The following is a 23,074-nucleotide window of genomic DNA, read 5'->3' on the forward strand; positions in this document are numbered from 1 at the left end:
GCTTTCTTATTACCGCTTTGTGAATGCTTTTTTCAGTAATGCTGCGGACAGAGCCGACATGCCGCCAACCAGCCCGCCTATAAAACCAGTAACAATAAGTAATAGCCACCAATTAGGCAACTGGAAAAGATGAGCAACCCGAGTTGCTAATATATTGTCATTAGGAATGCTTTTTAAAAGAGTAAGTACCGTCCATGCGATAAACACTCCGCAAAACCCAGCAAAGAACGACGTGCCGGGCTTTTTGCCCAAAAACCACGCGGCTGCAAAGGCAATAACTGCAGCAAACCACCACGGCAAAAAATAGCTGCAGATAACGGTTAGGATGAATATAGCTAAGAATAACATTTTTACTTACTGCTTAAGATAAGGGTTGATTTAATTCTTGCCGATTTTTCACCGGCATTTTTGAGGAATAACAATTCATTTAGTTTGCCCTCTTTCCAGGTATTGAACATGTCATCATAATAAAAACTACCCGGGTTGCCCGATTCGCCACCGGGGAAAACGCCGTAGCCTTTTACTTCGGGCCCCAGTTGTACTACCATTCGCCACGACGGGCCGTTGCCTCCTTTAAGTGCGTTTATCACGGAGCCATTCCCCCCAACCGGAAAATGCCCCGTTCCGAAACCCGGAAGATTAGCCAAATGATTGATATGAGTGTCTTTCACATCACCCCATTGCCAGTTTTTTCCAGGCTCGCCATGTTCCTTGATCAGTTGGTTAACCGATTCTATAAATGATCGGTTTATTATATCGGCTACTGTCTCCTTCGCGGGAGTACTAATTACATCAAACCATTTCGAGTGGGGTTCGGTTAGCAGTAGTTTTTCGGTGCGGTCAAACGAGGGGTAATTTAACAGCATATCTTTGCGGTCAAACTCATCCCAAACCATGTCGTAAAAGCTCAACCACCAGGCGTTGAAAATGCTTGCCCCTTCAGAATCTGCTGAGAAATGCCTATCCCAATCCCTTATAAGTTCAAGTGCCCATTTCTGGTCTTTGTTAAGCTTCGGGGCATCGATATATTTAAGCATCTGAGGCAATACGTCATGAGCCCGCATGCTGTAATCATCCATTTGCATCAGGCGGATGCTATCTGTATTGGCATTTTTTATAGCCGAAAGCAAATCGTTTATCCGTTTCGCCCTATCATATAATTCAAAGTCCCAATTGATATAATAAGGATAAGTTTGGTCAGTTAGCGATTGATTTGCTGAACTTACAAAACCACGGGCGGGATTCTTAACTGTTGGATTCTGATCATAAGGTATCCAACCTTGCCAGTTGTTTGCCGGGTCGCTCCCGTCCAAAATATATTTACCCTGTTCACGGAACTTTAACGGGAACTTTCCATTAGGTGTAATAGCAATATCTTTTTCCTTATCAGCAAAAATGAAATTTTGTGCAGGGGCAATATAATAGGTAAGCGCTTTTCGGTAGTCATCGTAATTTTTGCCGCGGTTTAGCAGGTAAAAGGTCATAAAATCGTCTGACTCATCATGTGCTATCCAGCGTAGCGCATCGCCAACCGGTACGTTTTCATGATCGTCTTTAGGTTTTTGCGACGTATTGTCGTAAACCACCGGGCCGTGGTGAGTATAAATCACAGTGTCGCAAAGCGGCTTCCCGCCACGAATATTAATAACCTCGACACGCTTGCTTGTTTTATTCCACTTGTTATTATACCAATATTCGTTTTTGGTTTTATCCCTGAATTTGACCTGGTACCAGTCGAGCACATCGGCACCGACGTTGGTTACACCCCAGCTGATGTTTTGATTATAACCAATAACAACACACGGTGCGCCCGGCAGCGAAACTCCATAAACATTTACCGTAGGGGACGATAATTGCACCTGGTACCATATTGAAGGGAAAGTGAGATTGAGATGAGGATCATTGGCCAAAATAGGGTAACCGTTTGCTGATTTGTTTCCGGCAATGGCCCAATTGTTACTGCCAATGCCGGGAATACGTTCTTTCGGCTTTATTCCCGCGGTCATTTGAGCTATAAAATCTGCCGAAGGTTTTGGGAGCGGCAGGGCCTTAAAATCCCATTTCGTCCCGGTTGGAATTATCGGGTCCTCATGAAAAGGATAGTCGGGGAACAGGTCGTTCACATCTTGAGCGCCAAACACTTTAAGATCATTCGTCATGGCAAAATCGTCTGAGCCGCCAGCCAGCGTTTCGGACATCAGTTTTAACAGGTATGCGCAATTGATGGGTTTCCATTCTTCCGGAGCATAATCCAGTAATTTAAATTCCAGCGGGTAATCTTTTTTGCTGAGATGGTGAATGTAACTATTGACGCCGGCGGAATAAGCTTCAATCATCATTTTAGAAACAGGGTTCTTCATCATGCCGCGCAGTGTATTTTCTGCGCCGTAGGTCATTCCTATACGGCGATGGTAGCGATCAACTTCGAGCGCTTTTGCCCCAATGATTTCCGAAAGCCGCCCCGACGCGTTGCGAGTTTGTATGTCCATTTCCCACAGGCGGTCATGCGCTGTTATATAACCCTGGGCGTAATACAGATCGTGGTCGTTCTCCGCAAAGATGTGCGGTACCCGGTGTTCGTCGTAATGGATGATAACTTTACCCTGCAGGCCATCAACCTTTAGCTGTTGGTCTGGAACAGCGTTTTTGCTTTCCGCATTTTGCCAAAAACCGGTGCATGGGTTAAGAATGTTACCAATAGGAGGTATATCGCCGATTTTGATCTGCAGTGCATACAGCAATGCCAGCGTAATAGCGAATACAGCAACGGCTAAGTATTTCATCGGTCAGGATTGGTACCGACCAATATAACTAAATGCATGTAACCTTGAGAGTAAAAAGGTGAAAATGGAATCCTGATTTAATTCACCTTATAACGGAATGTGAGTTTAAACCTGTTTCTCCCTGATGAAGCGGTATCCGCTTTGTAAATATTAAAGGAATAACTTGGGTTTTGGCGCATATCCACGGAGTCTTTCTTATACCCGTCCATCAGCCATACTTCGTAGCCAGAAGGGACGGAGGTGATCGATTCCATTGCCAGTTTATAAACGCCTTCCGTTGTGGAGGAGACACTAAGATTGATGGACCGCCCCTTGCCTGACAATGGCAATGAGTTTATAGCAAGGGGGATGTTATCACTTGATACACTTGATAATGTCACAACACCATAGCCCTGCAAGGCAGGTGCATCTTCGCCTATCACATATATCGGTTTAGCAGTGGGCTTAAAATTGATGAGAATCCCATCTGTATTGATAGAGTCTTTGCTCATTTTGAGTCTCACCAGGCCCGTCACACTTGGTCCGTCGGCATTGCTGCCTGTGGTTGTTTGCCCTGTTGTCGATGTAGAAGTTGCAGGGGTTGTTATGGTAATGCCATCGGTATCTGGTTGAACTGCCGTTTTTTTGCAGGAATAAAACATCAAGCCTGAAAGTAATAACAGTGCGGTAATTTCTCTTTTCATCATCCGGTCGTATAAAATTGCCCGTTCGGCAACAAAATGTTCTGTTAAACACCACTTTATACGGGGGTAAATAGAATAGGTTCAACAATAGTTATTAACAATTTTTGGTACCATAAAAGGTAAAAATTATATATAAACAATTGATATTTAACTTATTGTAAATTGCTACTTAAAGCTGATCAGTGTAGTTGAGCATTGCTATCAGGCCATGACCTTTTGAATTCGGACGGATTCTTTCCGACGATCTTATTGAATAATTTATTAAAATAGGATAGGCTTTCGAACCCAACTGCATAACAGGTTTCAGTGATATTTTTGTCCTGCATCAGCAAGTTTTTTGCCATATCGATACGATATTGATTAACAAAATCTGTAAATGTCATATTGGTTTGCCTTTTGAAATAACGGCAAAATGCGGGTGTAGTAAGGTGTACCTTGTCGGCCACAATGTTCACATCGGGCTTACGGTTGTAATTGGCATCGATGTATTCGTATATCGCACCCATGCGTATCTTATCTTTCAAAAAAAACCGAAGGCTCAGATCATCGCCGTTAAGCACCTGGTATTCCGTCGAATTTGCCAGGAATTGGAAGATGTCTATTAACTCCATTAATTGACCGAAGGACGACAAGTTTTGTAATTGCTTAAGCCTCTGTGCGGCGATAGCTTTTGTATTTCCATTAAAAGCTATGCCTGAGGCGGACCTTTTAAATAGCTGGTTAATGACAGAAAATTCAGGCGACATGCTTATGGCGCCGCCCATAAAATCTTCGCGCAGTTGGATGACTACCTGGTGATAATCGCTTCGCAAGCGATAATCGAAATTAAGATGTGGAAGATTGCCACCAATAAAAACAAGGTCACTTTGGGTGTAACCCGAAATGTGCGAGCCAACATGGCGTATCCCTGCGTCAGCCTCAACATAAACTAATTCATATTCCGGGTGGTAATGCCATAAAAAAGTATTACGCAGGCGGGGAGAAAATAGCTTAAACGACTTGCCGGGCTCAAAAACAACTTGTTCTAATTGTATTTCATTCATCTTGATTGCCTTAATAATTCATTTAAAATTATGTAATATGTTAATACAGAGCAAATATTGGTCATTGCAAAGTACAATTGCCGCATATATCAGTACTACTTTTGATATGTAAATCAACAGCAGATATGAAAACTGAAAATCAAACCATGGGCGCTATGACCATGACCCCAGAGAATGCACATAAGGAAATACCTGGCAATCCATCGACGGCGAAATCGAGCCAGCTAAGGTTAAATGACCGTAGTAACGGCGAACCATTGCGGGTTTTGAGCGAGGCCGACTGGAAATTTTGGATAGAGAATGGCTATGTGGTTGTTAAGAATGCGGTGCCGAAAGAGCAGGCAAAGAAACTTGCGGACTATCTGTGGGAATATGAAGATAAGGATCAGAATGATATTGAAAGCTGGTACAAAAGACCCAACGCACAAATGCAGATGACGGAGTTAAACAATACCGGCATGGTGGAAATATATAACCAGCAATACATGTGGGATAACAGGCAATATCCAAAAGTCCACCAGGCATTTGCGGATGTTTGGGGAACCGAAAAGCTGTGGGTAACTATTGACCGTGCAAATTTGAATTTTCCGTTAAGGCCCGGCTTTGAATACAAAGGATTTATCCACTGGGATTACGATCCGGAAACCAAGCCGCAAAACGTACAGGGCGTGTTAGCTCTGGCCGACCAGACGGATGAAAATATGGGCGGGTTCCAGTGTGTGCCTGAGCTTTATCGCACCTATGACGCCTGGAAGCTGATGCAACCCGCCGATCGGGATCATTATAAACCAGATACTACTGGTTTTGAAATAGTAAAGGTTAAGCTGGAAGCAGGAGACCTGCTGATATTCAATAGCCTGGAGCCACATGGCATACGCCCCAACAGGAGCGGCGATAAAGTACGTATTGCTCAATATATTGCGATGATGCCCGCCCAGGAAGATAATGAAGAGTTGCGTCAATGGCGTATTAACAGCTGGCAAAGCCGCGAAGCCATGCAGGGCTATGCCTTTCCGGGCGACCCGATGGAACGCGAGAAAAAGAACCCGGTTGCAGAACTAAGCCCATTGGGAAGAAAATTATTAGGGATCGACAAATGGTGAAGTATCTCAATACTTCTCTGCAAAAAAAATTATCTGTGTACTCTGCGGTTGGACTTTTACCGCAGAGTACACAGAAAGAATAAATATGGAGAAACCATAAAGGAAAGCGTTATGCTTGATGCAGGCTTAGCCGATTTCCATCCGGGTCTGTTACCGCCGCAAATCTGCCCCATGGTGTGTGATCGACCTTTCCAACTGTTATACCCTTTGCAGTTAGCTCATTAATATCGTTGTCCAGGTTGTCGGTGTTTATAACAAACCCGTTGATACATCCCGCCGGCATATTATCAAACCAGGTAACCAACGTAATGGATACAGCTTCCTGGCCGGGGAATGCTAGTTGAACCCACTTCTGGCCCTTATCAAACGGTGCTTCTACCAATAGATTAAAACCCAATTTTAAATAAAACTGCTTGGATGCTTCTTGGTCGGTCACCGGGATGGAAATGATGGAAATTGATTTCATTGTGTCGATATATTTAAATTGTCTCATTATAGAGTTGCATACAAAGTGTTAAGCAATCATGCAAAGCTAATCACTAAAACACGTCTGAAATTTCTATTCCTCAATCATTTTCACTTTTTCTCACAGGAAATCATTTTTATATTAAATTTGAAACGCCGTGACTGTTGAGATCGAAATCGACCTCCGGCTATTTTTCCTGATAAACCTGGTATGAGAAAATTACTTTTTTTGACATTCGGCTGCCTCGTGGTGGCATTGGGCGTTTCAGCTCAAATTCCCGCTTTGGAGCGCGTGGAGCCCATGTTTTGGTGGACCGGCATGAGCAATCCTAACCTTCAGCTGATAGTACACGGCAATGATATTGCCTCGCGAAAAGTGGAAATAAACTACCCCGGCGTGAGGCTTATTGCGGTCCATAAAGTTGAAAATCCGAATTATTTATTTGTCGATCTGCGCATTTTTTCAGGCGCAACTCCGGGAACGTTCCCGATAAAATTTACCAAAGCAGGCGAAAAAACGCTTACCTATCAATATGAATTGAAGAAACGCGACCATTCAGAAAACCGCGCTCAGGGTGTTACCAATAAAGATCTCATCTATCTCATTATGCCCGATCGTTTTGCCAATGGGAATACGAAAAATGATTCGGTTGCCGGGATGCGGGAGACTGGTATTAACAGGGCAAAAATGTTCAGCCGCCACGGGGGGGATCTTCAGGGAATAATGGATCACCTGGATTATCTGAAGGATTTAGGTGTGACCGCTATCTGGCTTACGCCGGCTGTTGAAAATAATGAGCCGAGCGCATCTTATCATGGTTATGCGGTTACGGATCATTACAAGATCGATCCGCGCTATGGCACCAACGAATTGTATAAAAAGTTTGTGGAAAAATGCCATGCTATGGGCATGAAAGTGGTGATGGACCTGGTGCACAACCATGCCGGTACCGAAGGATACACCATACAGGATATGCCGATGAAAAGCTGGGTACACCAATGGCCGAAATATACCAAATCAAACTTTCGTGATGCGGCGGTAATGGACCCCCACGCTGCGCCGTCCGACCGGAAACAAATGCTTGACGGCTGGTTCGACCGCCGGATGGCGGACATGAATGAAAATAATCCTTATTATCAAAACTTCCTGACGCAGAACCATATCTGGTGGGTAGAATATTCGGGCGTAGATGGTTTCAGGCTAGATACTTACCCTTATAACGATCCGGGATACATGGCTAAATGGGCGAAAGACGTACGGACCGAGTTTCCGCGTTTATCTATATTTGGTGAAACCCTTGTATGGTCGGCGGCCAACCAGGCATTTTTTACCGAAGGAAATGTGGTAAACCGCGGATTGGATACTCACTTGCCCGGGATAACCGATGGGGTTTGGAAAGAGGCTGTTTACGATGCGCTGAATGCACACGAAGGCTGGACCGAAGGGGTCAATCGTTTGTATTCAATAATGGCGCAGGACTTTCTTTATAAAGACCCCACTAAAAATGTTATATTCTTGGACAATCATGACATGAGCCGCTTCCTTTCGGTAGTGGGAGAGGATTTCACTAAATACAAGTCGGGAATGGCTATGCTGATGACCATGCGCGGCGTGCCGCAGATGTATTACGGTGATGAGATACTGATGAAAAATTTTTCGAACCCCGATGGGCTGGTGCGTGAGGACTTCCCGGGCGGCTGGCCGGGCGATAAGGATAATAAATTTTCACCCACAGGCAGAAGTGTCAAAGAGAACGAGGCCTTTAACTATGTTAAAGCTTTAGCTAATTACCGAAAAAACACCACCGCATTGCAAACAGGCAAGATGATGCAATACATACCCGAAGACGGAGTGTATGTATTTTTCAGATATGATGCGGCAAAAACGGTAATGATCGTTTACAATAGCCGTGAAAAAGAACAGGAAGTTAAGACAGAACGATATGCTGAGCGCATTAACGGCGCCGAAAAAGCAAAAGACGTAATAACGGGCGAGACAGTCAGCCTCCCAAAGCTTACGTTACCGGCAAAAGCTACATTAGTTTTAGAATTACTGCCAAAAAATACACATTAATAAATATATTTAGCTACTTTAAAATCAGCAGGTTGTTTGCTGTAAAAATTGAATGAATAAGATAAAAGCGTGCATTTTTGATCTGGATGGGGTGATTGTGGATACTGCGGTTTACCATTACAAAGCATGGAAAAGATTGGCGAATGAACTGGGGTTTGATTTTACCGAAGAGGATAATGAAAAGCTGAAAGGGGTGAGCAGAGTTGCATCGCTCAACCTGATTTTGCAATGGGGCGGACTAACCAAAACTGATGCTGAAAAAGAGGAGCTGGCGACGCGGAAGAACAACTGGTATGTGGAGATGATCAATAAGATGACACCGGATGAAGTATTGCCGGGAGCAAAGGAGTTTGTTGAATCGTGCAAACGGGCGGGCATCAAAACAGCTTTGGGATCGGCTAGTAAAAATTCGGGAACCATACTGGAAAAGGTTGGTATTGCGCATTTGTTTGATGTTGTTATCGATGGCAACAAGGTGAGCAAACCTAAACCCGATCCGGAAGTGTTTTTAAAAGGCGCGGAAGAGTTAGGTGTAGCCCCCGAAAAGTGTGTGGTTTTCGAAGACGCCATAGCAGGCGTCGAAGCGGCCATTAATGGCAGGATGAAAGTAGTTGGCATTGGCTCCCGTGAGGTGTTGGGTAAAGCTAATTTGGTAATTAGCGGGTTGGATAAAATGAGTATAGAAAAGTTAGATGATTTATAAAGCATTAAAAGTCAGGTCGTTTCTTCCTTTTGGGTGGAAATGATTACCCCTATTGAACAAAACATATCACATTTATAATGAAGGACTACATACAAGTTGACGAGTGGAGGATCATAGAAGAGGGCTTTAGGCCTGAATACAATACCATATCCGAAAGTATTTTCAGTTTGGGCAATGGCCGAATGGGGCAGCGCGCCAATTTTGAAGAAGTCTACAGCGGCGAAACCTTACAGGGAAATTACGTTGCCGGCGTTTATTATCCCGATAAAACCCGGGTAGGCTGGTGGAAGAATGGCTATCCCGAATATTTTGCAAAAGTGATAAACGCGGCCAATTGGATAGGAATAGACATCACGCTTGGTGCCGAACAGCTCGATCTTGCCAAATGCGAAGTAATCGCTTTCCGCCGTGAGCTAAATATGAAGGATGGCTATCTGAAAAGAAGCTTTCGTGCCAAAACGGCGAAAGGCATTGAGGTAGAAGTTGATACTACCCGTTTTTGCAGTATCGTGGATGATGAAACTGGGGCCATCAGGTATACTATTACCCCATTTAATTATAGCGGCCCAATAACTATTTCACCTTTTGTTGACGGAGATGTTGCCAATAAGGATTCAAACTACGATGAAAAATTTTGGGACGAGGTAACCAGGGAAAGCTGGAACAATGGAGGTTATATACAGCTCCGTACAAAAAAAACGGGCTTCGAGGTGGCTACGGGGCAAAGGTTTACTGTCAGTCAAAATAATTTGCCGGTAGAAGTTGACGCTAAAAAGATCGAAAAAGATAAATATGTGGCCTCCGCTATTACATTGGAGGTAGTTGCAGGGCAGCCTGTTTCTGTCATAAAATACGCCGCCAATATATCTTCCCAAAATTACCCGGCAGCTGCTTTGGCGGAGGTGTTGAAAACAACTTTAAAGGTTATCAGCGAAAAGGGTTTTGAAAAAATGCTTGCCGAACAAGCTGCAGCCTGGGGGAAAAAGTGGCAGCACAACGATATTATTATCGAAGGGGACGCTTCGGCGCAGCAGGGGATACGTTTCAATATCTTCCAGCTTAACCAAACTTATACCGGTGAGGACGATCGCCTGAATATCGGCCCCAAAGGGTTTACGGGCGAAAAATACGGCGGTTCCACTTATTGGGATACTGAGGCCTATTGTGTGCCTTTTTACCTTGCAACCGCTGATCAGAAGGTTACCCGCAACCTGTTGCTCTATCGTTATAAGCAATTGGGTAAAGCCATCGATAACGCAAAATTATTGGGTTTCAGGAATGGTGCGGCTTTATACCCGATGGTTACCATGGATGGTACGGAATGTCATAATGAATGGGAGATAACTTTTGAAGAGATACATCGTAACGGCGCCATTGCCCATGCCATATATGATTATGTACGTTACACAGGCGACGAAAAATATCTGGCCGACTACGGCCTGGAAGTGCTGATAGCGATCGCACGCTTTTGGTCGCAGCGGGTTAACTGGAGCGATGACCGTCGGCAATACGTAATGCTGGGGGTTACCGGCCCGAATGAGTACGAGAACAATGTTAATAACAACTGGTACACTAATACCATAGCTTGCTGGTGTATGCAATATGCCATGGATGTTGCTGCTAAAGTGCAGAACCAGGAGCCTGCGAAATATAAAGCCCTGGGTGATAAAATTGGTTTGAATGAGAGGGTGGAGTTTAACAGGTTCAGGGATATTATCGAAAAAATGTATTTCCCTTACGACGAGAAGCTTGGTGTATTTTTACAGCAGGACGGTTACCTTGATAAGGAACAAATTTTAGTAAAGGACCTTCCTGCAAGCGAGCGACCCATCAACCAAAAATGGAGTTGGGACCGGATATTACGTTCGTGCTATATCAAACAGGCTGATGTTTTGCAGGGTATTTACTTTTTCGAGGATAAATACGATATTGATACCATTCGGCGCAACTATGATTTTTATGAGCCAAGAACAGTGCACGAATCGTCATTGTCGCCATGTGTTCACGCCGTGATTGCAGCTAAATTGGGTGACGAGGCACGGGCTTACGAATTTTACCTGCGTACGTCACGTCTCGACCTGGACGATTATAACAATGATACTGAAGACGGCTGTCACATCACTTCGATGGCAGGTACCTGGATGGCCGTGGTGCAGGGATTTGGCGGCATGCGGGTCAGGGATGGAAAATTGTCGTTTAACCCTTTCCTGCCTGCAAAATGGAAATCATTCTCGTTTCATATTGGTTTCCGTGGTACACTGCTAAACATCAGGGTGGGTAAAGAAGGGGTGCAAATCAAAAACCTGTCTGGTAACGAACTGACGGTGACGATCTACGGTAAAGATCAGATAGTAAAAGCAAATAACGAATTGCTGGTTGAAGCATAATTAATATCATATCATTGGCGGCCGATCACAAACTTATTATTTACCAGCTATTGCCCCGTTTGTTTGGCAACACCAAACAGGCAAATAAATTTTATGGCTCGATAGAGGAAAACGGCTCAGGTAAGTTCAATGATATTTCGGATAAAGCTTTGCAGGAACTCAAAGCAATGGGCTTTACGCATGTTTGGTATACTGGCGTCATCGAACACGCAACCATGACTGATTATTCGCAATTCGGTATCGAACCTGATGATCCGGATGTGGTAAAAGGGCGCGCGGGATCGCCTTACGCCATCAAGGATTACTACGATGTCGATCCCGACCTGGCTGCCGACGTAAATAACCGCATAGCGGAGTACGAGGCGCTTATTAAACGGACACATGATAATGGGTTGAAGGTTATGATGGATTTTGTGCCCAATCATGTGGCGCGAACCTATACATCTGACCAAAAGCCAGGAGGTGTCCGTGATTTTGGCGAGGATGATGATAAAAGCAAAGCGTTTAGCCCGGCTAATGATTTTTACTATTTGCCGGGGCAATCTTTCGTTGTTCCGCCCGGATATAACCCCGGAGGGGACGAGTTTAATAGCCCGCTGAAAGACGGAAAGTTTGACGAAAATCCAGCTAAAGCGACAGGAAACGACCGCTTTACATCCACACCCTCTATAAACGACTGGTTTGAGACCCTCAAGCTGAATTACGGTGTGGATTACCTGGATAACCGTAAAACCTACTTCGACCCCATTCCGCCGCTGTGGAATAAAATGTATGATATACTTCACTTTTGGAGTGAAAAGGGTATCGACGGTTTCCGTTGCGATATGGTCGAAATGGTGCCTTTTGAATTTTGGGGTTGGATAATAGAGAAGCTTAAGGCTGAATTTTCACAATTGATCTTCATTGGCGAAGCCTACGAAATAGGCAAGTATCACGATTATATTTCTATCGGTAAATTTGATTACCTGTATGATAAGGTGGGTCTTTACGATGCTCTCCGAAAGTTGACCTGCAATTGGCCGGATGCTAATACATGGGAAATCAACCAGGTCTGGAATCGTGATTGTTTCGGTATCGACCAGCATATGCTGCGTTTTATGGAAAATCATGACGAACAGCGTATTGCATCCCGTTTTTTTGCAGGAGATCCATGGCTGGCCGTTCCGGGAATGATAGTAACAGCAACTATGAATACCGGGCCGGTTATGATTTACTCGGGGCAGGAATGCGGTGAACCCGGTAACGGTAACGAGGGTTTTAGCAACGACGACGGCCGTACCACTATATTTGACTACTGGGGTGTGCCTGAACATCAGAAATGGCTGAATGAAGGAAAATTTGATGGGGCACAATTGTCTGGAAGCCAAAGAGACCTGCGAAATTTTTACAGCAAATTATTAAACATCTCCGGGCAAAACGAAGCAATACGGGAAGGGAAATTCTGGGAACTGATGGTGGCTAATGAACGTCAACCGGGATTTGATACCCGGTTGTACCTGTTTTTACGATATACCGATAAACAACGTATATTAGTCATAACCAATTTTAATCGCGAACGGCGAAACATACATGTAATATTACCTCCCGACTTGCTCCAGTTATTGCAGCTAAGCGGTAGTCATGAGTTTACCGACCTGTTAAGCGGAGCAAAGTTTAATGCTGAAGATATTATGAACGGTGTGACAATAGACCTACCTGCAAGCAGCGGTTTTTTGCTTGGATTTTGAACCAATTATACTATCAAAATAAACCTGAGAACAATTATGGCAACATTAGCGATCAAGAAAAAGCCCGGCCTTAGCTTTTGGCAGATATTTAACATGAGCTTTGGTTTCCTGGGTATTCAATTCGGATTTGCACTTCAAACCGGTAACGCCAGCCGCATATTGCAAACTTTCGGAGCTGATGTAGAGCATTTGTCCTGGTTTTGGCTGGCAGCGCCTATTACAGGCATGATTATACAACCTATCATCGGTCATTACAGCGATCGTACATGGACACGGCTTGGGCGCAGGCGCCCTTTCTTTTTAACAGGCGCAATCTTGTCGGGACTTGCCCTTTTATTCATGCCCAACTCATCAGCGTTAGCAGTTATCATTCCGCCAATCGTGGTCGGCGCGGGAATGCTGATGATCATGGATGCTTCATTTAATGTGGCTATGGAGCCTTTTAGGGCTTTGGTGGCTGATAACTTGCCTGATAATCAGCATAACATCGGTTTTTCGATGCAAACCTGCCTGATTGGTGTTGGTGCGGTAATTGGATCGTGGTTGCCTTATGTTTTTGCGGAATGGTTCCATATTGGCAAAACCGCGGCGCCGGGGATCGTTCCTGATAATTTATTATATTCCTTTTATGTTGGTGCAGCTGTTTTGATCGGGTGTATCCTATGGACCGTGGTATCGACCAAAGAATACTCGCCGGCTGAGTTTGCATCGTTTCATGAGCCCGATGAAGCTGAAGAAAAGCATAAAAATGGTTTGGCAGAAATATTTTCAGATCTGGCAAATATGCCGAAAACCATGCGCCAGTTAGGTCTTGTCCAGTTCTTCTCCTGGTTCGCACTATTTTCGATGTGGGTATTTACAACACCGGCCGTTGCAGACCATGTTTATCATATCAAAGCAGGTGATACCTCATCTATACAGTATAACGACGCAGCAAATTGGGTAAATGTTTGCTTTGGCGTTTATAACCTGGTTTCCGCAATTTATGCTTTGTTGCTACCGCGCATAGTACGCAAAACCAGCCGCAAGAAAACACACTCATTCTCCCTTATTATGGGAGGCATTGGATTAATTTCCATTTATTTCATTCAAAATCACTATTTACTGCTGCTGTCCATGATCGGTATAGGCTTAGCCTGGGGCAGCATACTCGCTATGCCGTATGCCATCCTGTCAAGTTCTATCCCGGTTAAAAAAATTGGGGTTTACATGGGGATATTTAATTTTTTCATTACAGGCCCGCAAATTGTCAATGGTATCATCGGTGGCCCCATCGTTAAATATTTCTATCATAACCACGCTATTTATGCGCTTATTATGGCGGGAGTATTTATGTTTTTAGGTGCCATATCTGTGTTATATGTACAGGATGGAAAAAAAATATCCACTATTGACAAGATTTGACCTTAAGGTGATTAGAGATTAATTGTAAGCATGGGTTCAAAAAAGAGCTATCTTTTTGACCCCATCATATAAAAAATGATGCCCGATTTATGAACTCCAATCCCTATATTGCGTAAAAGATACACATTAACATACTGACGATACGACTATTTTGAATGGAAGATAATAATATACAAAACCCCGAAGGAATACCCGCTAAATTGGCCGAACTGGAAGAAGATGAGTTTCACCACGTCAATAACCCCGCAGCGGGAATTAAGCCGATAGTTAAAAAATACCTCAGCCGGCCGGTTTCAGCCGAACAGAAAAATAATAAATTCTACTTCTCTGATGGTGATGCCAAGGTGGAAATTACCGTTGTTACCGACGAGATAATCCGCGTAAGGCTGGCACCACATGGTGTTTTCCTGGACGAATTCTCCTATGCGGTACCAAAGCTCGAAAAAAAGGTTTCGGTATTCGGCTTGAATGAATTGGAAGAAGAATATGTGGTTTACACCAATATCATTAATTGTCATATCCGGAAAACGGATTTCTTTATTTCATTTTCTGATAATCAGAATTTTATAACAAGTTCAGATGCGGTACCCATGCATTGGGAAGAGAATGTGAAATTTGGCGGATATTATGTTTATTGCACCAAAACATGCCATTCAAACGAGAGTTTTTTTGGTATGGGAGATAAAGCTACAGAGCTTAACCTGCGCGGCAAGCGATTAAAAAACTGGAACACCGATGCGTATTCCTTCGCATGGAACCAGGACCCATTATACCGCAGCATACCTTTTTACATCAGCTTGAATGAAGGTATCGCCCACGGCATATTTTTCGACAATACTTTTAAAGCTGACTTTGATTTTGGTGCCGAAGACCCGACCAAGACCAGTTTTTGGGCCGAGGGCGGCGAGTTGCAATATTATTACATACACGGCCCCCACATGATGGACGTGGTAAAGCGCTACCATTTGCTTACGGGTACACACCCTATGCCGCCAATGTGGGCGCTGGGCTATCATCAGTGCCGGTGGAGTTATTATCCGGAATCGAAAGTGCGGATGGTGACAAAAACTTTCCGCGAAAAGAAAATACCATGCGATGGCATATACCTCGACATCGATTACATGGATGGCTATCGCTGCTTTACCTGGAACCGGAAATATTTCCCCGATCCTAAGAAGATGATCAAGGAACTCTCGGAGCAGGGATTCAAAACGGTGGTCATTATCGATCCGGGCATACGCGTCGACGATAACTATTCGGTATTTAAAGAGGGTAAGGAGAACAGGTATTTCTGTCGTCGTTGCGATGACTACTTTATGGAGGGCCATGTGTGGCCCGGCCGCTGCCAGTTCCCTGATTTTACAAACCCCGAAGTGCGTGAATGGTGGGGCAATCTTTTCGATGAGTTGGTGCAATTAGGTGTTGCAGGCGTTTGGAATGATATGAACGAACCTGCAGTGTTTGGTACAGGAACTTTTCCTGATGATGTCCGGCATCAATACGACGGTCAACGTGGGTCGCATCGTAAAGCCCATAACGTTTATGGTATGCAAATGGTCCGTGCCACCTATGAGGGTTTACGTAAGATCATGAAAAATAAGCGCCCGTTCACTATTACACGGGCCGGTTATTCAGGAGTTCAGCGTTTCTCGTCCGTTTGGACAGGTGATAATGTGGCATCGTGGGAGCATTTGATATTGGGCAACATCATGTGCCAGCGTTTGTCCATATCAGGTGTTTCGTTCTGCGGGACAGATATTGGCGGATTTAGCGGAGAGCCAGACGGCGAACTATTTACGCGCTGGATACAATTGGGAACCTTTTCGCCATTTATGCGAGCGCATTCAGCCGGCGATACCAAGGAACGTGAGCCCTGGAGTTTTGGCGAACCATATACATCCATCAACAGGAAATTTATAGAATTACGTTACCGTTTATTACCATATTTATATTCTGCATTTTGGGAGCATCATCGCTATGGTTTCCCCATCGTACGCCCGGTGGTTATGCACGAACAATTTGAGCCGACCAATCATTTCCGCCAGGATGAATTTACTTATGGCGATAAGATACTTGTTTGCCCGGTGCTGGCTGCAGGGCAAAAGGACCGCAAAGTTTACCTTCCAAAGGGTAAATGGTATAATTTCTGGACACACGAACTTGTTGACGGCGGCAAAGAATTAATGGTAGCGGCTCCGCTGGAAACAATGCCCATTTTTGTAAAGGCAGGCTCTGTAATACCGGAATACCCTGTGATGCAATATGTGGGCGAAAAGGAGATAGAAGAGGTGAAGATGAATGTTTATTACAGCGATTTTGAAGCTAATTCATTCATTTTTGAGGATTATGGGGAGACCTTTGCTTATGAGCAGGATATTTATCTCGAAAAGAAATTTGTGGTACGGGGCAAGGAAAATAAACTTACTATACAACAAAGTATGGAGGGCCTTTATACCCCCAGGTATGAGAATTACCACATGAACATAATAGGGTTGCCATTTAAGCCGACGCGGATCATTGTTGACGATCATGAGGTGAAAGATTTTATGATCGCATCAGATAAAACCGTGCAGTTAAAACTGAGAAAGAATTTCACGCAATTAGTAATCAATTAATTATCCGGGCCGTACGCACTTGCGGCCCGGTAATTATATGCTAAATTTATATAGAAGATCAATTTTAACCGACTGATACCATTTCTTCGAACCAATGACTAAACACGGCTTGCAGCGGGTTATTGTTGGGCATGTTACGCCCGAAATTGACGCCGGTAGGTTTTATATCAAGAGGATTCCCGGTGAAAGCATCAGGGTTGAAGCCGATATTTTTACCGACGGGCACGATCATGTACGAGGCCAGGTGCTGTATAAACACGAAAGCGATAAAAATTGGCTCCGTGTCCCTATGAACCTGATGAGCAATGACCGCTGGCAGGGATTGTTTGGCGTGGAGAAAACTGGCTTTTACAGCTACACCGTTATCGGTTGGGTAGATCATCCTTTAACCTGGCACGAAGGTTTCGTAAAGAAATACCAGGATACACAACACATGGGGGTAGAGTTGTTGATCGGTGCAGACTTTTTAGAAGCCATGCTGTCCCAGGCAAGTAAGGCCGATCAAAAAACCATCAATAAAATTGTTGCAACGCTGAGGGATGAAAACAAATACGATCTGGCGGTGAACCTGGTATTAGGGAAAGATGTTCATCATCTTATCGACCGGTATCCCAATTTGGAGAATGCAACTACCTACCTGCGTGAGTTGAAAGTATATGTTGACCGGGAGAAAGCCGCCTTCAGCAGCTGGTATTGTTTTTTCCCAAGGTCTGCCTCGACTGTCGAAGGAAGGCACGGCACATTTAAGGATTGTGAAGCCTTATTGCCGCGAGTTGCCGAAATGGGTTTCGATGTTTTGTATTTTCCTCCAATACATCCCATCGGTCAAACTTTCCGGAAAGGCAAAAATAATACAGTTAATGCCTTGCCCGGCGACGACGGCGTACCCTATGCCATCGGATCGAAAGATGGCGGGCATAAGGATATCTTAAAAGACCTTGGTACGCTCGACGATTTTAGACATTTAATAAAAGAAGCAGCTGCGCATGGTTTGGAAATAGCAATGGATTTTGCCATTCAGTGTTCGCCCGACCACCCTTATGTAAAAAAGCATCCCAAATGGTTTAAATGGCGACCGGACGGGACCGTGCAATACGCGGAGAACCCGCCAAAAAAATACCAGGATATATTACCCATCAATTTTGAGAATGACGATTGGGAAAATCTTTGGAAAGAACTTAAAAGTATACTGGATTATTGGTGTGAGCAGGGGATAAGGATATTCAGGGTGGATAATCCTCATACAAAGTCTTTCAATTTCTGGGAATGGTGTATTGCAGAAGTGCAAAAGAAATATCCCGGGACCATCTTCCTTTCCGAGGCTTTTACTAAACCGAAAGTGATGAAGGAATTGGCTAAATTGGGCTACACTCAATCATACACTTATTATACGTGGCGCAACAGCAAGCACGAATTGGTAGAATACATGAATGAGCTGACGCAATCGGAAATGAAGGATTATTATCGTCCCAATTTTTGGCCGAATACGCATGATATTAACCCGTATATCCTGCAGAATGGTAACGAGATCAGCTTTATTACGCGCTATTTTATGGCTGCGACATTATCATCAAACTACGGCATTTTTGGCCCGGTTTATGAATTGATGTACCATGAACCATATCCAGGGAAAGAGGAATACCTCAATTCAGAAAAATACGAAGTGCGGCATTGGGATTGGGCGGCAAAGAACCGGCTGATCGATGTGATTACCAAAGTAAACGCAGCGCGGAAAGCTAACCCGGCACTGCAAAACACTTATAACATAAGCTTTTGCGAGACTTATAACGATAACATAATTGCCTATTACAAAAGGACAGGGGATAACCATATCCTATGTATTGCAAAGCTCGACCCCTACGGCAAGCATTTTGCCCATGTACAAACTCCCTTATGGGAATTGGGGATTGAAGCCGGGCAAGACTTTTCTGTTTACGATATATTAACAGGCAATACTTACACCTGGAACCAGGAATGGAACTATGTGCAATTTGAACCTTGGGACCTGCCGGTGCATTTATTCAGGATAGAAGTGTAGGATATGAAAATGGGCAATATCGATATACAGGCAAACGCCAATTCCTTAAAGCTGACCAAGCCATGGAAGGATTTTGCCCGGGATAAGAAAGCCCTTAAATGGCTCGAGGAGAGTGTCTTTTATGACTATATGCGCAAATGCCGCTGGTTTGCAGGCAAGGCACGTATGATCAAATTTCTGAAGGTTCAGCAATTGCTTGACATGCCTATTGAAGGCGGCAAGGCCTACCTAATAATTGTACATGTAGGTTACACTTATGGCGACGAGGAAAAATACGCGTTGCCGGTTTCTTTTCTCCCCGATGACTACGACCTGATAGAGCAAATCAACCCAAAAGCATTTATAGCCAAAATAACTGCCGACGGCAAGCCCGGGTGGCTGATAGACGCTATTTACGACTTTCGGTTCCAAACGGAATTGTATAAAAATATATGGGAAAATGCCGTAGTTCCGCAGGAAAACGGGCAACTTACTTATCATCGCGGCAAAGGTCTTGCTGTGACGGATGAGGACATTGGCTACCTGTGTGTGATACCCGACCTGGAGCAAAGCAATTCGTCGTTTGTATTTGGCAACAAGTATTTCTTTAAACTATACAGGAAACTTTTTCGCGAGATCAATCCCGAAGTGGAAATGCTGCAATTTCTTACTGAAACTGGCGGATTTAAAAATATTCCGTCGTTTTGTGGCAGCCTTATCTACGAGCGGCCGGGCATACCGCCGGTTACGCTTGGGTTGATGATGCAAAAGGTATCCAGTAAATGCGATAGTTGGGTGGCCACCGGCGATGACCTGAACGATTTCCTTTTTATGTTTGTGGACAAACTTTTCAGCGTACGTGACGACGTATTTGAGAAAGTTGAGTTGTTGGGGCGGCGGACTGCTGAAATGCACCTTGCGCTTTTGTCGGACAAAAAGAATAAAGATTTTAAACCTGAGAAATTTAATGATGAATATATAACATGGCTTCAGGGTCACCTAAATAGGTTACTGGTTAAGCGCATCAGCCTATTAAAAGAAAACTATGCACGGTTAGACAAGAATGCCAAAGCGTTAGCTGATGACTTTATCAGCAGTGAAAAAGTAATTGAACGATTTTTTGAGAAGATCGGCAATAACGACCTGAAATCATCGCGTATACGTATACATGGCGATTATCACCTGGGCCAGGTGCTGTTTACCGGCAGCGATTACCTTATAATTGATTTTGAGGGAGAGCCCGAAAGCTCTATTACTGACCGTAAAATAAAACATTCGCCGCTGAAGGATGTTGCGGGTATGATACGGTCTTTCCACTATGCCGTTTGCTCTAAATTATATTTTAGTAATGAGACCAAAGGAGTTGATCCGCAGCGTTTGCAGAAAGCAGCCGACCGTTGGTATAAGTTGATAACGGATGCCTATATCGACGCATACATGCATACAATGGGAGATATTTCCGCTACCTTCGGTAGCCGGACAGAGCTAAATTTCCTGCTGCAGCTACACCTGCTGGAGAAGGCCGTATATGAACTTGGTTATGAGCTTAACGGCCGCCCCGATTGGATACGGATACCTTTAAAAGGTATTCAGCATGTATTATTCGAAATAGAAAAATTTAATTAAACGCCCGCGGGCATACAGATATGGCTAAAACAAAAACTGGTACAGGCAAAGAGGCACCTGCTGAAAAAAGCAGCACAAAAAAGGCTAAACCTGCAGAAAAGAAGGCAGTAGCAGAAAAAGCGACCAAAAAAACCGCATCTTCAACAAAAGTTGCTGACAAGCCAGCCAAAGCGGCGCCGGCAAATAAAGCAACCAAGCCGTCAATCAAAAACAATATGCCTGGAAACGTCATAAAAAACAGTGTAGAGCCGTACAGCCGTTTTACTGATTTCGATATTAGCCTGTTCAAATCAGGAAAGCATTACAAATTATACGAAAAATTTGGCTCGCACGTAATCGAATTTAACGGTGTTATCGGTACCTATTTTTCCGTGTGGGCGCCAAATGCGCAGTTTGTTTCCGTTATCGGTAATTTCAATTACTGGAACCGGGCTTCGCATGCATTATTTTCGAGGTGGGATTCATCGGGCATATGGGAAGGTTTTATCCCTGATGTGGGCGACGGAGAAACTTATAAATACTTTATCAAATCGTCTTCGGGCGAAGAACTTGAAAAAAGCGATCCGTTTGCTTTACGCTGGGAGGAACCTCCACGTACCGCGTCTATCGTGGCCGACACTTATTACGAGTGGAAGGATACCAAATGGATGAAAGACAGGTACCAGCACAACGGGATAGACAGGCCTTATTCGGTTTACGAGGTGCACATCGGCTCATGGGCGCGTAACCCTGAAAGCCCCGATTCATTTTACTCCTACGAGCAACTGGCGGATAAATTAGTACCCTATGTAAAGGAAATGGGTTTTACGCATGTCGAGTTTATGCCGATAGCGGAACATCCATACTACCCAAGCTGGGGTTACCAGGTTAGCGGTTACTACGCAGCATCGAGCAGGTATGGCACACCTAAGCAATTAATGGGCCTGATAGAAACTTTCCATAACCAGGGTATTGGGGTCATCATGGACTGGGTGCCTTCCCATTTTCCGGGTGATATTCATGCGCTGTACCGTTTTGATGGTACACATTTATATGAGCATGCCGACACCCGCAAAGGATTTCACCCTGACTGGAAATCCTTTATCTTCAATTATGGACGTAACGAAGTTCGCGCTTTCCTTATCAGCAACGCCCTGTTTTGGCTTGACCGTTACCACGTGGATGGCTTGCGTGTTGACGCGGTTGCTTCGATGCTTTATTTGGATTACTCGCGCAAACACGGCGAATGGGAACCTAATATGTATGGAGGTAATGAGAACCTGGAAGCAATATCATTCCTGAAAGAATTTAATGAAGCTTGCTATAGTCACTTTCCCGATACACAGACCATTGCCGAAGAGTCGACCTCGTTCACAGGTGTGAGCCGACCGGTTTACACCGGCGGCTTAGGTTTTGGGATGAAATGGATGATGGGATGGATGCATGATACGATCAAATATTTTTCGACCGATCCGCTGTTCCGGAAATATCATCACAACCAGATCACCTTTAGTTTGATATACGCCTTCACCGAAAATTTTATGCTGCCTTTCTCGCACGATGAGGTGGTTTACGGCAAAGGATCTATGTTGACTAAAATGCCCGGTGATGAATGGCAAAAGTTTGCTAACCTGCGCCTGGTTTATAGCTATATGTTTACCCACCCCGGTACAAAGCTGCTGTTTATGGGAGCCGAATTTGGGCAGGGTACCGAATGGGACTTCAGCAAATCGCTGGATTGGTATGTGCTCGAATATCCTAATCACAAAGGTATACAAGATACCGTCAAGGCCTTAAACAAACTGTATAAGGAAGAACCGGCACTATACGAAAAAGCCTTTGAAGGTACCGGATTTGAATGGATAGACGGCGGTAATTCAGCGGATTCCGTTTTGATCTATACCCGGAAGGGACATGATCCTAAAAACGACCTGGTGATCATTTTGAATATGACGCCAAATCCGCATCATAACTTCCGTGTGGGAGTGCCAGATGCAGGCAGCTGGAAAGAAATATTCAATTCGGACGACAAAGCTTTTTGGGGCAGCGGAATGGGGAATGCTAAAGCAATAAAAGCAGATAAAGAACATTGGCATGGAAGGGAAAATTCAATATTGGTAACCTTACCACCGTTGAGTGCCACTGTATTTAAGAAAAATAAATAAGAGCAAACATAACTGTATTTCAGGGGTTTAAAACGTAAATGGTATCATTATGCGTTTTAAACCCTTTTATTTGTACCTGGCCGGTGCAATAGTAGCAACGGTTATATTCGGGTATGAGATTGCCGTTTACCGTAAGTTATTAGATTCTTTAGAGATCATCCTCAGTGCAATGCCCGCTTTTATACTCGCTTATCTTGCTTTTAAAGTACATCGCGAAAGCGATGATGAAGAATTGATGTAACTGATTGGGCTATTTGGTTTTGAGTTGGGATTTACTATCTTGTATTAAATCCGAAACCA

16 protein-coding genes are annotated in these 23,074 nt (G+C 44.2%); 11 read left to right on the forward strand and 5 right to left on the reverse strand.

Annotated features, from left to right (window positions below; genetic code table 11):
• Positions 1-9 precede the first annotated feature (9 nt).
• From VL525_RS10385 to VL525_RS10400, 4 genes are all read right to left on the reverse strand, one after another.
• Positions 10-300, reverse strand: a complete 291-nt coding sequence (locus tag VL525_RS10385; protein WP_325386138.1) for a hypothetical protein — start codon at positions 298-300, stop codon at positions 10-12.
• A 50-nt stretch (positions 301-350) separates the two neighbouring features.
• Positions 351-2,783 (reverse strand): penicillin acylase family protein, encoded by a 2,433-nt coding sequence (locus tag VL525_RS10390; protein ID WP_325386140.1) that lies wholly within the window; start codon positions 2,781-2,783, stop codon positions 351-353.
• Positions 2,784-2,860: 77 nt separating this feature from the next.
• A complete protein-coding gene (locus VL525_RS10395; RefSeq protein ID WP_325386142.1) occupies positions 2,861-3,469 on the reverse strand; it encodes a hypothetical protein in 609 nt (202 codons plus the stop codon).
• Positions 3,470-3,645: 176 nt separating this feature from the next.
• Positions 3,646-4,509, reverse strand: coding sequence for an AraC family transcriptional regulator (locus VL525_RS10400; protein ID WP_325386144.1), 864 nt, complete (start codon positions 4,507-4,509; stop codon positions 3,646-3,648).
• A 125-nt stretch (positions 4,510-4,634) separates the two neighbouring features.
• On the opposite strand from VL525_RS10400, the gene VL525_RS10405 reads away from it, so the two are divergent.
• Positions 4,635-5,612 (forward strand): phytanoyl-CoA dioxygenase family protein, encoded by a 978-nt coding sequence (locus VL525_RS10405; protein WP_325386146.1) that lies wholly within the window; start codon positions 4,635-4,637, stop codon positions 5,610-5,612.
• Positions 5,613-5,721: 109 nt separating this feature from the next.
• On the opposite strand, the gene VL525_RS10410 is transcribed toward VL525_RS10405, so the two are convergent.
• Positions 5,722-6,078 (reverse strand): VOC family protein, encoded by a 357-nt coding sequence (locus tag VL525_RS10410; RefSeq protein WP_325386148.1) that lies wholly within the window; start codon positions 6,076-6,078, stop codon positions 5,722-5,724.
• Positions 6,079-6,288: 210 nt separating this feature from the next.
• Here VL525_RS10410 and VL525_RS10415 point away from each other — a divergent pair, with 210 nt between their 5' ends.
• From VL525_RS10415 to VL525_RS10460, 10 genes are all read left to right on the forward strand, one after another.
• Entirely contained in the window at positions 6,289-8,151 is a 1,863-nt protein-coding gene (locus VL525_RS10415; RefSeq protein WP_325386150.1) for a glycoside hydrolase family 13 protein, read from the forward strand.
• Between the two features lie 52 nt (positions 8,152-8,203).
• Positions 8,204-8,854 (forward strand): beta-phosphoglucomutase, encoded by a 651-nt coding sequence (gene pgmB, locus VL525_RS10420; RefSeq protein ID WP_325386152.1) that lies wholly within the window; start codon positions 8,204-8,206, stop codon positions 8,852-8,854.
• A gap of 77 nt (positions 8,855-8,931) precedes the next feature.
• The gene (locus VL525_RS10425; RefSeq protein WP_325386154.1) at positions 8,932-11,241 is read left to right on the forward strand and encodes a glycoside hydrolase family 65 protein; all 2,310 of its coding nucleotides are present in this window, start codon (positions 8,932-8,934) and stop codon (positions 11,239-11,241) included.
• 14 nt (positions 11,242-11,255) lie between these two features.
• Positions 11,256-12,968 carry an alpha-amylase family protein gene (locus tag VL525_RS10430; RefSeq protein ID WP_325386156.1) on the forward strand — a complete coding sequence of 571 codons (1,713 nt, stop codon included), beginning with the start codon at positions 11,256-11,258 and terminating at the stop codon, positions 12,966-12,968.
• A gap of 36 nt (positions 12,969-13,004) precedes the next feature.
• Positions 13,005-14,372: an MFS transporter gene (locus tag VL525_RS10435; RefSeq protein WP_325386158.1), complete on the forward strand. Its 1,368-nt coding sequence runs from the start codon at positions 13,005-13,007 to the stop codon at positions 14,370-14,372.
• Positions 14,373-14,527: 155 nt separating this feature from the next.
• The gene (locus VL525_RS10440; RefSeq protein ID WP_325386160.1) at positions 14,528-16,987 is read left to right on the forward strand and encodes a glycoside hydrolase family 31 protein; all 2,460 of its coding nucleotides are present in this window, start codon (positions 14,528-14,530) and stop codon (positions 16,985-16,987) included.
• 94 nt (positions 16,988-17,081) lie between these two features.
• Positions 17,082-19,025: an alpha-1,4-glucan--maltose-1-phosphate maltosyltransferase gene (locus VL525_RS10445; protein ID WP_325386162.1), complete on the forward strand. Its 1,944-nt coding sequence runs from the start codon at positions 17,082-17,084 to the stop codon at positions 19,023-19,025.
• Positions 19,026-19,028: 3 nt separating this feature from the next.
• The gene (locus VL525_RS10450; protein ID WP_325386164.1) at positions 19,029-20,630 is read left to right on the forward strand and encodes a putative maltokinase; all 1,602 of its coding nucleotides are present in this window, start codon (positions 19,029-19,031) and stop codon (positions 20,628-20,630) included.
• Between the two features lie 215 nt (positions 20,631-20,845).
• The gene (gene glgB / locus VL525_RS10455; RefSeq protein ID WP_325386325.1) at positions 20,846-22,774 is read left to right on the forward strand and encodes a 1,4-alpha-glucan branching protein GlgB; all 1,929 of its coding nucleotides are present in this window, start codon (positions 20,846-20,848) and stop codon (positions 22,772-22,774) included.
• A 49-nt stretch (positions 22,775-22,823) separates the two neighbouring features.
• A complete protein-coding gene (locus VL525_RS10460; protein ID WP_325386166.1) occupies positions 22,824-23,015 on the forward strand; it encodes a hypothetical protein in 192 nt (63 codons plus the stop codon).
• Positions 23,016-23,074: the final 59 nt, after the last annotated feature.

The organism is Mucilaginibacter sp. (genome assembly GCF_035492695.1).
Classification (GTDB): Bacteria; Bacteroidota; Bacteroidia; order Sphingobacteriales; family Sphingobacteriaceae; genus Mucilaginibacter.